Raw genomic sequence first — 13670 nt, forward strand, 5'->3', positions numbered from 1 at the left:
TAATTAAAATATTTGATATGTAACACTCCTTTTTCTTTATCAAGGTTGCTTTTTGATAGCAATATATATTCTTTTCCAACATATATGTAGAGTTTTTGATATTTACCTTTGTAATAATACTTAACTATGTTGATTTTATTTTTCACTACAAGGTTACCCTCTTCAAAGAAAGCTTTGTAATACTCGTCTTTATTTACAATAACTTTATACTTTCCTCTTAAAGGTTCTTTTGTACGTTTATCTATTCTTATATAATCGTACATAATACTCCCATAGCGTTTAGTAGGAATAAGTCTCTTAACAATCTCTATATCTTTATTGTCTATTTTATTTATAAATAACTGACTATATAGATTCTGAGATATAAAAAAAGTAAATACTATTAAACCGAGTGTTTTTGTTGTCTTATTCATTATCAATTGGTTTTAAATCAGAGTCTTTTATCATTGTTTCCCATTGCTAACAAGCGAAACTAAAAATCTTTTAGAAACGCTTTTATATCTTTCTCTTTTATTAATGGTATGAATATTTTAAGAAATTTTTTTGTACTTTGTTTATCTTTTTCTCTTATAAGAATAGGCTCTTTTTCATCTATATCACTATAATTAAAATATTTGATATGTAACACTCCTTTTTCTTTATCAAGGTTGCTTTTTGATAGCAACGTATATTCTCTTCCAACATATATATATAGTTTCCATAATTTTCCTTTGCAATAATACTTAACTATATTAATATCATTTTTGATTCGAATATTACCCTCTTCAAAGAAGGTTTTGTAATACTCATCTTTATTTACAATAACTTTATACTTTCCTCTTAAAGGTTCTTTTGTACGTTTATCTATTCTTATATAATCGTACATAATACTCCCATAGCGTTTAGTAGGAATAAGTCTCTTAACAATCTCTATATCTTTATTGTCTATTTTATTTATAAATAACTGACTATATAGATTCTGAGATATAAAAAAAGTAAATACTATTAAACCGAGTGTTTTTGTTGTCTTATTCATTATCATTTTGTTTTAAATCAGAGTCTTTTATCATTGAAGCTGTTTAAACTTTTTTAGAGAAGTAAAAGTTCCCGAAAATTAGTAATTTTGTGTTTGAGAAAAAAAGAACACTAAAATTCAGGAACTTTGGGCAAAGATACAATAAATCATTGGATTATTCCCTTTTTAAGTGTAGGAAAAAGAGGATTTAAAAGTAATTTTGATTTAGCTTCAATATTTTTATTGATTCTCAAGAGGTTAAAAACAGGGGTGCAATGGAGAGAACTTCCAATAGGCGCATTTGTGCCTCGTAGGGGTCTTGTTTGCTCTTTCCTACGAGCTCAGCTTTAAGGCTTTCAATTTCCTCTTTAAGGCGGTCTTGCTCGGCGGTTTTATCGTCCTCATAGAAGCTACTGAGCGAACAATGAATATCGCGATACTGCTGCATAGAGGAAGCAATCGCATTGTCCCCTGATGCGCTCCCCCTGCTACCTGCAAGGCTGTTAGGATATGCCTCAGCGGGGAGCGGTTGGGCAGCGGTGGTAAAGTTAGTAGTGGCGGCTTAAAAAGAAAAACAGCAAGCGCGGGGCTTACTGTTTTTTAATTGATTTGGTATTCTTAGGAGAATTATACTGATAATTTATTTTTCAGTTGGGCTATACCAGCGAATGGGCATATCCCAATAGAAAGATTTAAAGACTTCTTGCATTTTCACTAAATTAAAATAACCATCGTCCTCTTTTTTAAACGCAAAGAGGTAACCTGAGTAACGAGGTCCATCAAAAGAAAATTCAAAATAGAAAAAATTATTTCTATAGAGTGCGTTTGTATCCTCATCAATATAGTTAATGCATTTTCCTCTACATTTAACAATAACTTGAACATCATTTGCTAACCAACTGTTTTCTTTTTTTAGAAACGAGATGAGAACATTTTCTGTAAGGTCTCCATCTTTATCTTTAAGGAAGTCAGAGTGGAGTACGACATTTGCTCTTAACTTATTATTATACTTTGACAGCACAAATGTTTTATAAAAACCATTTTCTTTGGGGAAATTTCTCAAGTGTTCTTTAGACAATTTCTGAGCAAAAGATAACGTGCTTATTAGAATGAAACAAAAACTAATTATTTTTGTGAAATTTATCATATCCTATAGCTTCCTTAACTTTGAAGCTGTTTAAACTTTTTCCTATAATAAAATAAAAATTCCCGAAAATTAGTAATTTTGTGTTTGAAAAAAAAGAACACCAAAATTCAGGAACTTTGGGCAAAGATACAATAAATAAATGGATTATTTCCTTTTTAAGTGTAGGAAAAAGAGGATTTAAAAGTAATTTTGATTTAGCTTCAATATTTTTATTGATTCTCAAAAGGTTAAAAACAGGGGTGCAATGGAGAGAACTTCCAATTGAGGTCTATTTTGAAAAAGGAGAAATCTCTTGGCAAAATGTCTATTACTACTTCAACAAATGGAGTAAAGACGGTAGCTTTCAGCATCCCCGAAATGGAAAGCAACCAGATGTTTATTTTGATGGAGAATTGTACAAAAATAGGTTTAAAATTGAACAAGCAAATGGTTGGCTTGACGGATATAAAGGTTTGATAATGAGATATGAGTATCTTGATGTAACTTGGATTGGAATGCTCTTATTAGGGTTTATATCCAAGTTCCTCAAAAAAAGTTTAAACACGTTTTATATTTAAAAACAACCTATATATCTTGAAAAAATCACTTTTGCGGATTGCCCCTTCCCTTCGGGAGGGGGAACGAGGGTAGGCTTTCAAACACAATATTTACATTAAAAACAGATTTATAACAAAAAATCCCTCTTACGGATTGCCTCCCCTCCTTGGGAGAGGGGGAACGGGGGTGAGGACTCCAAATAAAAAAACGTCAATATGAAAAAACAAAAACCTAAAAACCTAACAGAATGTATCCAAATGCTGGATAAGAACCTCAAAAAGGAGGATAAGGAGTATATAAAAACGCTTACCGAAGATGAATTCTTTATGGAAAGTCATTTTACTTTAGGAATGGGCATCCGCAATGAGTGGATTCGCAGTGGAAATCCTGAACTTGTGACCTTTTTTTTAGACCAAGGCGTTAAACATCCCGATGATATGTCGGCTATGATACTTACAAGCTATTATAGACATTTAATAAATTCTAATGATTAATGTTTAATGATTAATTGAGTGATGATACATAGTAACATTGAAATCGTATTAGGAGATATCACTAAGATTTCCGTAGATGCCATTGTGAATGCAGCCAACACGTCTCTACTTGGTGGAGGCGGTGTGGATGGAGCTATTCATAGAGCAGGAGGCAAAGCACTCACTGAAGAATGTGAGAAGATAAGGAATAAACAAGGAGGTTGCAAGGTAGGTAGCGCAGTTATTACTACTGCCGGCAATTTGCCTGCTAAATATGTTATTCACACAGTAGGTCCGGTGTGGAATGGGGGAACACATAATGAAGAAAACCTACTGGCACAAGTTTACATTAGTTGTTTGGAGTTGGCTTTAGAGCATCAAGTAGCTACTATTTCATTTCCTAATATAAGTACTGGGAGGTATAGATTTCCGAAGGAAAAAGCAGCTCAAATAGCACTTCATACAATAGCTCATTTCTTGCAAAAAACGGATAAAATCAAGCAGGTGAAGATAGTTTGTTTTGATCAAGAAAACTACGATATTTATACAAACATACAGAAGGTTTAACAACTCACAAGATAATTAAAAGTCAAAACAATGAACACAAACAAGCAAGAAAAATATGATGAAATAACCGATTTTCACAAGGGCTTTGCTTGTGTAAGGCAAGGTGACAAATGGGGTTACATCAATGAGAAAGGAGAAGAGATGATTCCGTTTATCTATGAAGATACTACCTACTTTCATAAAGATTATGTAGCCGTAAAGAAAGACGGCAAATGGGGCTTTATCAACCAAAAAGGCGAACAAATTATTCCTTTTCTCTATGACGATGCTTCTTATTTTACCGAGGGACTTGCCTTGGTAAAGAAAGGTGCTAAATATGGCTATATCAATGACAAAAACGAAACCGTCTTCCCTTTTATTTATGACGATGGCGCTCTCTTTGAGAATGGTAAAGCGTGGGTACAGATAGGTAACAAACAATTTGAGATTAGTCAATAATTGTGTCTCTACCCCCTCCGCTGATGCGAGCTTATAGCTCGTGCCTGTCACAAAGTCTTAAAATAATCAAAATCAGACCTTATTTTATTCAATTGCTTTCTTTTTTTCTCAAAAATCCTTACTTTTGCCTTTTAAAATTAAAAATATGTATTATACGTTTAGACTATTTATTTTTCTACTTATATTAGTATCTTGTAATACTTCATCACATAGAAAAACGGATTGGGAAGATCAGAATCTTCACGGACAAGTAAAAAGCATAATTGTAACACAATATAAAGTCTATGATTCTATAAAGAATGATGATGGAACTCCTTATATGGATCAAGAAAGATTATCTGTTAGCTCTTTTAACAATAAAGGATTCTTAACAGAATTTACTGACTCTATATCTAACAAGCAAAAAAGTAGGTCGGTTTATTCTTATCTGAAAGATAATATTGTAGAAATTGTTTCGTATAGAGTAGGTAGGAGAACAAGTAAAAATACTTTGAAATACAATGATAAAGGAGAGGTAATAGATGAGGAGATGCTTGTATATGTATTAGTAAATGAAAAAGATAGTTCTTATATCAAAGAGAGAAGTTATAAATTGGTAAATAAATATGATAAAAGAGGGAATAAAATCCGTAAAGAGGAACTAAGTTCAGAGGTTGAGGGGTTAGTAAAAGGTTTTACAGAATTTAAATATGATGAAAAGGGGGATATTATTGAAATTGTTAGTGATTATGAGGAGTATGAGATGAAAAGAAAATTTAAAAGCAATGATAAAAGAGACGTATTATCACTAAAGTTATATGATTTAGAAGATAATTTAATGTCGGAATACCTAATTACGAATTATGTATATGATAAAAATCATAATTGGATATCGAGAAAAATAGAAGTAAGGGATAAAAATAATAATTATAAAGAAACACAAATAGAAAAAAGAATCATTAGCTATTACAAATAAGAGATGTTAAACAGAATTTACCAATATATCACCACTCATAAACTCGCAACCTTCTCATTCTTCACCGCTTGGGCGCTCATTGCTATTTATGGCTTGAGTCAGTTGCGATTTGAAGAGGATATCACCAAAGTACTCCCTCAAAACGACAAAACGAACCTCACTTCCAAGGTACTTAAGCAACTCAATTTCGCCGATAAAATCTCGGTAATGGTAACAGCCGAAAAAGGCGGAACACTCACCGATATGCAGGCAGTTGCCGAAAATCTGCAAGATACGCTCAATGCTTCTATGACGAAGTATATCAAAAGTATTCAGGGGATTATAAACGAAGAAGAGATAGACGAGACTTGGCAGTTTGTAAACGACCACCTACCTCTTTTTCTAAACGATGAAGATTACGCTTATTTAGAACGCCGTTTAGTCCCCGATAGCCTCAAATCAATGGTGGAGAGTCAGTACAAAACGATGCTCACGCCTGCGGGTATGGTGGCACAACAGTTTATCCGCAAAGACCCCTTTGGTCTCACTTTTCGCGGTTTGCGCAAACTTCAAGAACTCAATACAGGCAACGATTTTAAGATTGCCAATGGGTTCCTCACTACTAACGACGAGCAACATATACTCTTCTTTATCAACCCTAAATTCGATGGTAACGACAGCGAGCACAATGCTGCTTTTGTCGCAGATTTAGATGAACTGCAAGACCATCTCAACGCCCAGTATCAAGGAAAAGTGCGTGTAGATTTCTTTGGGGCTCCCTTTATCTCGGTGAGCAATGCTTCTCAAATCAAAACCGATATCCTCACTACGGTACTCATTTCACTATCAGCACTTTATTTATTGCTTGTCTTCTTTTATCGAAGTGTTTATATCCCATTTATCGCGTTTATCCCTTCTGCTTTTGGGGTGCTTTCAGCTTTGGCGACACTCTATGTGCTCAAAGGCAGTATTTCGGCAATTTCTATCAGTTTAGGAGCGGTACTCTTGGGGGTTACAATCGATTATTCACTGCATATTCTCACACATTACAAGGTAGCTAAAAACACCGTCGAGTTGTACCGTGCTGTAACCGTGCCTATATTGCTCAGCAGTATCACTACCGCCATATCATTCCTCTGTTTGCTCTTTGTGCATTCGGAGGTGATGCAAGATTTAGGGATATTTGCTTTCGTGGGCATAATGGTATCAGCCATATTGTCGTTGGTGCTCGTGCCTCATTTCTATCGTGGCAATCGCACTATCGAGGTGCGCAAAACCTTTTTAGATCGCATAGGGGCTTATCCATTTCATCACAACAAGTGGGTAGTTGGAGCTTGCTTACTGCTGATAGCGGTGAGTTGTTTTACTTTTCATAATGTCCGTTTCAATGGCGATATTGCTAATATCAACTATATCAACGAACGTTATAAAGCAGCAGAGCATCAATTAGAGAACATCACCGATAGCGAATACAAATCACTCTATGCTGCTGCTTATGGCAACTCGTTAGAGGAAGCCTTAGAGCGCAATTATACACTATATCAGCAGTTACAAAGTTATAAAGCACACGATAGTATCAAGCAATTCAGTTCTATTGGGGGGATTGTATTGCCTAAAAAAGAACAAGAAGCGCGTTTACAACGATGGAAAGATTTTTGGAATGCCGAAAGACAGCAATTTCTAAAACAACAACTGATAGGAAAAGGGAATGAGGTTGGTTTTAAAGAAGAAACTTACGCACCTTTCTACCAAAGTATAGCAGGTGATTTTAAAGTGATAAACAACCTCGATGCTTATAAAGCGCTTTCAGCCATTCCGTTAGAAGATTTTATTACTGAAAAAGGGGGCTTTTATACTATTGCCAATCTCGTAAAGCTCACTCCCGCCGAGCGAGACTCTTTTATTCATTCAATAGAAAAACGCACGCCTACTGTTGTTATCGACCGCAAGAACCTAAGTGAAACGTTTTTAGGCAAACTCAAAGACGATATATTGTTGTTAGTAAACTATTCGTCTATCGCTATTTTCCTCATACTGCTTTTGTTTTTTAGGCGTGTAGAATTGGTGTTACTCACTCTTATTCCTATTGGGGTTACAGGGGTAGTTACTTCTGCTCTGATGAACTTTTTTGGCATAGAGTTCAATGTGTTTAGTATGATTGTCTGCACTTTGGTATTAGGACATTCAGTAGATTTTAGTATTTTTATGACTTGTGCGCTGCAAAAAGACTATACCGATGGTAAAAATGAACTTCCTGTGTACAAAGTCTCAGTGCTTTTAGCGTCTATTACTACTTTTTTGGCTATCGGTACGCTTATTTTCGCCAAACACCCCGCCTTAAAATCAATTGCATCGGTATCAGTAATAGGTATTTTCACTGCTTTGGCAATAACTTTCGTATTTTACCCTACGATATTTAAGTTTTGTATCTTCCGCCGTTCTGATAAGGGTCGTTCTCCGGTGAGTTTGCGTCTTTTGCTGCAATCCATACTGCTAACTACCTATTATGCACTATCGTCTATTATTCTCTCCAATATAGGTTGGCTACTTGCCAAAATAACTCCTAAACGTACTATGTGGCTCAGACGTTTAGCAGCTTCGCTCACTACTTCAGTGCTTTATGCCAATCCTTTTGTGCGCAAAAAGGTAGAGAATCCACACCATATACAGCTTACAACTTCTTCAGTTGTGATTGCCAATCATACCTCGTGGCTTGATACTTTGGCAATAGGGCTCTTCACACATCGCATCAGCTATATGGTAAATGATTGGGTGTATAAATCGGTAGTATTTGGACGTTATGTACAGTCAATGGGCTTTTTTCCAGCCTCTGAAGGTATAGAAAAAGGAATGCCCTTATTCGAAAAGAACTTGAAAAACGGTATTTCAGTAATGATTTTTCCAGAGGGTAAACGCTCTGATACTAACCAAATACACCGCTTTCACAAAGGTGCTTTCCTGATAGCCGAACATTTCCAAACGCCTCTCGTGCCCGTGTATATTCACGGTTGTTCGGAAGTGCAACCCAAAGGAGATGTGATTATCTACGATGGTGCTATTACGGTAGTAGTAGGCGACCCTATAACACCTGATGATGAGCGTTTTGGCAACACTCCACGCGAAAGAGCCAAACAGATAGGTGCTTTCTATCGCCAGCAATTCCTCGCTTTACGCAAACGATTGGAAGGAGTGGATTACCTAAAGAAGAAACTGTTTTTAAACTATTTATACAAGGAAAATTACGTAGTGCGCGCTGTAAAAGAAGATTATAGAAAGCATCGCGAACACTATCACGAACTCGTGCATTCACTACCCGAAAAAGCCCGTATTTTGCATATCGCCGATGATTATGGTCAGTTAGATTTCTTGCTATTGCTCACTTATCCTGAACGTGAAATCGTATCTGTCATCGCCGATGACGAGAAGCGCGCCATTGCACAACACAGTTACCTCACCAAAATCCGCAAAATACGATACATAAAGTCAATTGACGATGAGCAATTGACAAAGGACAATTTTGATTTTACAATAAATAATTTATATCTTTGCCCTATCAAACACTAAAAACTGAATATTATGCCATATACAATCACAATCACCAATGATAGCCCACAAGCCTTAGACTTTGTGAGATTTATAAAAAATCTTGATTTTGTAAAGGTAACTAAAACAAGAGAAGTACAAAAAACTGCAATTGAACAACCTTTACAGCTTACTACAAAGGAAAAGAAATTACAAAAGAAAATTAGTAGAGGACTAAAAGAACTCGAAGATTTTCGTGCAGGTAAAGTTGAATTACAAGAATTAGACGACTTTTTAGATGAAATATAAGTTTTTTTTAACCAAAGAATTTAAGAAAGACTTTAAAACTCTTTTAAAAAAGTACAAAAGTCTTGCAAAAGATATTAAAGAACTACAAAAAGAGTTCAAAACCAACCCTAATATTGGTGAATCATTAGGTGATGGATTAAGGAAAATACGCCTTAATATTACCTCAAAACGCGCAGGCAAAAGTGGGGGAGGTCGTGTTATTAGTCACGAACTTATTATAAATATAGGAACAGAAGAAGAGACAAAATCCATTGCTTTTATTGCCTTATATGATAAATCAGACTATGAAACTGCTGATACAGATCTTTTAAAGAAAATGGTAAAAGAAATACAAGGCAATATTCCTGCTCCTACTGCTCCTATTAAAAATAAAACTTCCCCAAAGGAAAAATAAACAATCAAACATACCTCTTACCTCATATCTCTTACCTGAACCAACACACTGTCAATTGTTGGTTTTTCAGCTATCACCACATCTTTCCAATAGTGTTGAGCAGCTTCGGCAGTAGTATCCCCTATGCAAAACGCTTTTTCTTCGCCTGCAGGATTACACGAGTGATAACTCTCCACCCCCGACGGACTGAAAAATAGTATCCCGTCTACTTTTTTGTGAATAGTGATAGGTGTTAGTTCTGTTTGATAAGCTGTAATTTCTTCTACATTAGGCAAGTACTTTGCAAAGAACTGTGGGAGCGTTTCTAATCGATGTGTACCCGCAAAAAAAGCAATGCGATGCATTTTTTCAAAATCTTTTAAATTAGCTGAAAGATATTTCGTTAAATCGGTAGCGTAATGGAAAGAACAGCGCACCGTAAAACCGCTTTTTTCAAGTAGTTGTGCGGTACGTTCGCCTACACATAGCACAACACAATCTTTTAAGGTAGTAGCCAAAGGATGCTGCAAAACACTCCTCACCGCATTTTGGCTCGTGAAGATTAAGAGATTATAAGGAAGAGTGAGTTTAGTCGGTAGCAAATTCACACTTACAAAATTGTGTTCAATGAGCTGTATATCAAGTCCTGAAAGCACAGATTGCTGCATTTCAGTTAATATTTTTGTAGAGACAAAGGTTTTCATTTTCTTCTAAGGCTTTAAAATAAAAAAACTCGGCGCACAAGCGCCGAGTTTGGTAATGTTAAAGAGGGGTGCCTTCACTGGTTTTGAATCGATACTCTAAGTAAGTATAGGCATCGCGTGGTAGGATTTTTATCCATCGTTTGTATTTCAAAAACCATTTAAAACGGATAGAGCTAAAGAGCCCTTTGGTTAAATAAGCCGCTATAAAAGGGTGAGCGTTCAGCACAATGCGCCCTTTATAGGCATCCTCCTTAATAATGCTTTCAAGTTCTATGTTGATTTTATCAACCAGAACGATAGGCGCTTCTATTTCGCCTTCTTTGCTTGGGTTCTCTTCTTTTGTTTTGATGTTGAGTTCTTGGCGCACGCGTTGGCGAGTAATTTGTATCAAGCCAAACTTGCTCGGAGGCAATATTTTGTGTTTAGCGCGGTCTTCAGCCATTTCGTTGCGCAGGTGGTCAAATAGGATACGGCGGTTTTCACTATTGCCCATATCGATGAAATCTACAACGATAATACCTCCCATATCTCGCAATCGCAATTGTCGTGCAATTTCGGTAGCGGCAATGAGGTTTACCGATAGTGCAGTGGTCTCTTGATCGTTATTCTTGTTAGAATGGTTACCACTGTTCACATCTATCACGTGTAGAGCTTCGGTGTGTTCTATCACTAAGTAAGCCCCTTTAGGCATTGATACGGTACGACCAAAAGCCGTTTTTATTTGTCGTTCGATATGGAACTTCTCAAATATAGGCACCGATGAGCGGTAGAGTTTTACGATATTCTCTTTTTCAGGAGCAATCTCTTGTACATATTTTTTTATTTGTTCGTAGAGATGCTCGTTATCCACGTGTATACCTGTGAATGTATCGTTGAACATATCGCGAAGTATAGCACCTGTTTTGCTCACTTCACTCATCACCTTTGAGGGGTAAACCGCTTTTTGTATTTTTCTACACATCAAAACCCAACGGTTGAAGAGACCTTGCAAATCCTTGTCGAGTTCCGCTACTTTTTTACCTTCTGCCACAGTGCGTACTATCACACCAAAGCCTTTAGGTTTAATGCCTTGCAAGAGTTTTCTCAAGCGTTCTTTCTCGGCTTTACCTTCTATTTTTTGTGAGATAGAAATACGGTCGGAGAAAGGCACCAGTACGAGGTAGCGCCCCGCGATAGAAAGTTCAGAGCTGATGCGTGGTCCTTTAGTTGAGATAGGTTCTTTTACTATCTGCACTAATATAGGCTGGTTAGGCTTGAGGGTATCGGCTATCGACCCATTTTTGTTGATGTCTGGTTCTAAGGGGAAATCTTTTAGTGAAAAGTCTTTTAGTTTTCCCGAGAGTATCCATTTGAGAAACTTTTGTAAGGAAGCCAATTGAGGTCCCAAGTCGTGATAATGCAAAAAAGCATCCTTTTCGTGCCCTACATTCACAAAGGCTGCATTAAGCCCTTGTATAGGTTTGCGCACTTTGGCTAGCATTATATCACCTACTCCTAATCCATTGGTATCTTCTTCTTTGTGAAGTTCTATGAGCCTACCATCTCTGAGCAAAGCAAAATCTACGTAAGAGGAACCAGAACGAATAATTAATTCTTTGTCCACTTTGTTGGATTTTTTTAGTTAATAATTAATAAATCAAGGTACGATTTGTCTGTTAAAAAGAAAAAGTAGTATTACACTACTTTTTCTTTTTGTGACGATTAGCTCTCGCTCTTTTTTTGCGTTTGTGGTTAGCCACTTTATGTCTTTTTCTTTTTTTTCCGCTTGGCATAACTTTATTATTTTATGTGTTAATTATTCAGTTACTTAAACTAATACAGGGTGTATTACTTTTTAACTTTCACTTTTGCTTTCACCCCTTCTACAAATACTTTTGCTGGCTTAAAGGCAGGAATGTTGTGTGCAGGGATTTTGATAGTAGTGTTTTTTGAGATGTTACGACCTGTTTTTTCAGCTCTTGTTTTGATAATGAAGCTACCAAAACCTCTCAAATACACATTTTGTCCACTTTCTAATGAGCTAATTACCTCATCCATAAAGTTCTCAACGGTAAGTTGTACGTCGTTTCTGTCAAGACCCAATTTGTCGGAAATCTTTGATACAATTTCTGCTTTTGTCATCTTTAATATGTTTTTGTATGAATATTCTTTTTTCTTTTCAGGCGGCAAAGATACAAATTAAATCTTTAATAAACACTATGTTACATTAAAAAAAATAGTATTTATTTTTCTATTTTCTTTCAAAAATAAACTAATACGCTAATTATCAATTATTTATCTTTTTTTTCTAATGCCTCTTACCTCTTATCTCTTATCTGTTTCCTGAAACCTGACACCTGACACCTCTTCCACTTCTTCCCAAAACTCTGGATACGATTTGCTTACCACCTCTTTGTTTTCTATCACTATAGGGGTTTTGAGCATCAAAGGAGCGAAAGCCATTGCCATACGGTGGTCGTTATAAGTCGCAATACTCACCCCCTCACGCAAGTGTTTACAAGAAGCTAAATGCAAACTCTCATCAGTGATATTCACTGTCGCACCGAGTTTTGTCATTTCGTTTTGTAGTGCCTGTAGTCGGTCGGTTTCTTTAATCTTAAGTGTGTGTAATCCGTTGAGGTGTGCTTCTAATCCCAATCCTAAAGCAGTAACAGCTATGGTTTGTGCGATGTCGGGAGTATCGTTCAGCTGAAATTCTAAACGAGTAGAGTAGGGGAGGGTAGTTTTTTCAATGTGCATTGTACTACCTTTAAAAGTAGTGCTTACGCCAAAATGTTTATAGAGTTGTGGTAACGCGCTATCACCCTGCAAACTATCTTCTTTGAAGTGTGTGAGCGTGAGCTGTGTTCCTATAGGTGAGAGTGCCACAAACGAAAACCAATAAGAAGCCGACGACCAATCCGATTCTACTTCCCATATATTGTTTTTTAAAGGTTTATTTATGTGTGAAGCTACTTTCAGCACATTGCCTTCCCATTGTACAACTTCTTCACCCAAACAGTATTGCAGGAAACTCACGGTCATTTTCAGATAAGGTACCGAGGTAAGTTCACCTTCTAGAATCAGCGTAAGTCCATTCGGCAATGAAGGTGCGATGAGCAATAAGGCAGAAAGAAACTGACTGCTCACATCACCGCGAATACGCACTTCTTTTTTGCTAAGTGCTACACCTTTAATATATAAGGGCGGAAATCCATTGCGTTCTCCATAGCAAATATCAGCCCCTAAACGCTGCAGTGCTTCCACTAATAAGTGAATAGGGCGCTCTTTCATCCTTGCCGAGCCAGTGAGTAATACCTCGCGCCCTACTTGGGTAGCAAAATAAGCCGTGAGAAAGCGCATTGCTGTACCTGCGTGGTGAATATCAATAGTTCCCTCTTTTGATTGTAACGCGCGCTGTAAGAGAAGGGTATCATCGGCGGTAGAGAGGTTTTTTATCTGTAATTCGGGGAAGAATGCTTGTAGCAAAAGCGCTCTATTGCTCTCCGATTTTGAGCCCGAGAGCTGTAACGTTTTTCCTGAAACAAGTTGCGATAAAGGAAGGGTGATGTTCATTGCATAACTGTTTAATAACCGCAAAGATACGCGATAATTAGCAAATTAGCAAATTAACAAATATGTAGGGGCGTTTTGCAAACGCCCACAACAAACGCCCGTAACAAACACCGCGTA

At 36.6% G+C, this 13670-nt stretch carries 16 protein-coding genes; 8 read left to right on the forward strand and 8 right to left on the reverse strand.

Annotation, left to right across the window (positions count from 1 at the left end):
- From JMN12_RS04500 to JMN12_RS04515, 4 genes are all read right to left on the reverse strand, one after another.
- The coding region (locus tag JMN12_RS04500; protein WP_203137479.1) for a hypothetical protein at positions 1-413 on the reverse strand (413 nt) is incomplete at its 3' end.
- A 59-nt stretch (positions 414-472) separates the two neighbouring features.
- Entirely contained in the window at positions 473-1015 is a 543-nt protein-coding gene (locus tag JMN12_RS04505; RefSeq protein WP_203082035.1) for a hypothetical protein, read from the reverse strand.
- A 229-nt stretch (positions 1016-1244) separates the two neighbouring features.
- Positions 1245-1442 carry a hypothetical protein gene (locus tag JMN12_RS04510; RefSeq protein ID WP_021627352.1) on the reverse strand — a complete coding sequence of 66 codons (198 nt, stop codon included), beginning with the start codon at positions 1440-1442 and terminating at the stop codon, positions 1245-1247.
- Positions 1443-1634: 192 nt separating this feature from the next.
- Positions 1635-2072 carry a hypothetical protein gene (locus JMN12_RS04515; protein ID WP_155851600.1) on the reverse strand — a complete coding sequence of 146 codons (438 nt, stop codon included), beginning with the start codon at positions 2070-2072 and terminating at the stop codon, positions 1635-1637.
- A 149-nt stretch (positions 2073-2221) separates the two neighbouring features.
- On the opposite strand from JMN12_RS04515, the gene JMN12_RS04520 reads away from it, so the two are divergent.
- The 8 genes from JMN12_RS04520 (at position 2222) to JMN12_RS04555 (ending at position 9315) form a co-directional block, all read left to right on the forward strand.
- Positions 2222-2698 (forward strand): transposase, encoded by a 477-nt coding sequence (locus JMN12_RS04520; RefSeq protein WP_317193371.1) that lies wholly within the window; start codon positions 2222-2224, stop codon positions 2696-2698.
- A 195-nt stretch (positions 2699-2893) separates the two neighbouring features.
- Entirely contained in the window at positions 2894-3172 is a 279-nt protein-coding gene (locus tag JMN12_RS04525) for a DUF6794 domain-containing protein (RefSeq protein WP_203082036.1), read from the forward strand.
- Positions 3173-3193: 21 nt separating this feature from the next.
- On the forward strand, positions 3194-3718 hold the full coding sequence (locus tag JMN12_RS04530; RefSeq protein WP_203137482.1) for an O-acetyl-ADP-ribose deacetylase: 525 nt from the start codon (positions 3194-3196) through the stop codon (positions 3716-3718).
- A gap of 30 nt (positions 3719-3748) precedes the next feature.
- Positions 3749-4156 (forward strand): WG repeat-containing protein, encoded by a 408-nt coding sequence (locus tag JMN12_RS04535; protein ID WP_203137484.1) that lies wholly within the window; start codon positions 3749-3751, stop codon positions 4154-4156.
- Positions 4157-4301: 145 nt separating this feature from the next.
- Positions 4302-5111 carry a hypothetical protein gene (locus JMN12_RS04540; RefSeq protein WP_088594985.1) on the forward strand — a complete coding sequence of 270 codons (810 nt, stop codon included), beginning with the start codon at positions 4302-4304 and terminating at the stop codon, positions 5109-5111.
- A gap of 3 nt (positions 5112-5114) precedes the next feature.
- On the forward strand, positions 5115-8654 hold the full coding sequence (locus JMN12_RS04545) for a 1-acyl-sn-glycerol-3-phosphate acyltransferase (protein WP_238423816.1): 3540 nt from the start codon (positions 5115-5117) through the stop codon (positions 8652-8654).
- A gap of 12 nt (positions 8655-8666) precedes the next feature.
- The gene (locus JMN12_RS04550) at positions 8667-8921 is read left to right on the forward strand and encodes a hypothetical protein (protein WP_203082038.1); all 255 of its coding nucleotides are present in this window, start codon (positions 8667-8669) and stop codon (positions 8919-8921) included.
- Positions 8911-9315 carry a toxin gene (locus tag JMN12_RS04555; RefSeq protein ID WP_203082039.1) on the forward strand — a complete coding sequence of 135 codons (405 nt, stop codon included), beginning with the start codon at positions 8911-8913 and terminating at the stop codon, positions 9313-9315. Before JMN12_RS04550 ends, JMN12_RS04555 begins: the two co-directional genes overlap by 11 nt.
- 17 nt (positions 9316-9332) lie before the next feature.
- Here JMN12_RS04555 and JMN12_RS04560 read toward each other — a convergent pair whose 3' ends face one another.
- From JMN12_RS04560 to JMN12_RS04575, 4 genes are all read right to left on the reverse strand, one after another.
- Positions 9333-9998, reverse strand: coding sequence for a uroporphyrinogen-III synthase (locus JMN12_RS04560; RefSeq protein ID WP_203137486.1), 666 nt, complete (start codon positions 9996-9998; stop codon positions 9333-9335).
- Between the two features lie 58 nt (positions 9999-10056).
- A complete protein-coding gene (locus tag JMN12_RS04565) occupies positions 10057-11601 on the reverse strand; it encodes a ribonuclease E/G (RefSeq protein ID WP_198473624.1) in 1545 nt (514 codons plus the stop codon).
- Between the two features lie 224 nt (positions 11602-11825).
- Entirely contained in the window at positions 11826-12119 is a 294-nt protein-coding gene (locus JMN12_RS04570) for an HU family DNA-binding protein (protein ID WP_034555618.1), read from the reverse strand.
- A 183-nt stretch (positions 12120-12302) separates the two neighbouring features.
- Positions 12303-13553, reverse strand: a complete 1251-nt coding sequence (locus JMN12_RS04575; protein ID WP_198466310.1) for a 3-phosphoshikimate 1-carboxyvinyltransferase — start codon at positions 13551-13553, stop codon at positions 12303-12305.
- Positions 13554-13670 lie beyond the last annotated feature (117 nt).

The sequence above is a fragment of the Capnocytophaga genosp. AHN8471 genome (assembly GCF_016806945.1).
Classification (GTDB): domain Bacteria; phylum Bacteroidota; class Bacteroidia; order Flavobacteriales; family Flavobacteriaceae; genus Capnocytophaga; species Capnocytophaga periodontitidis.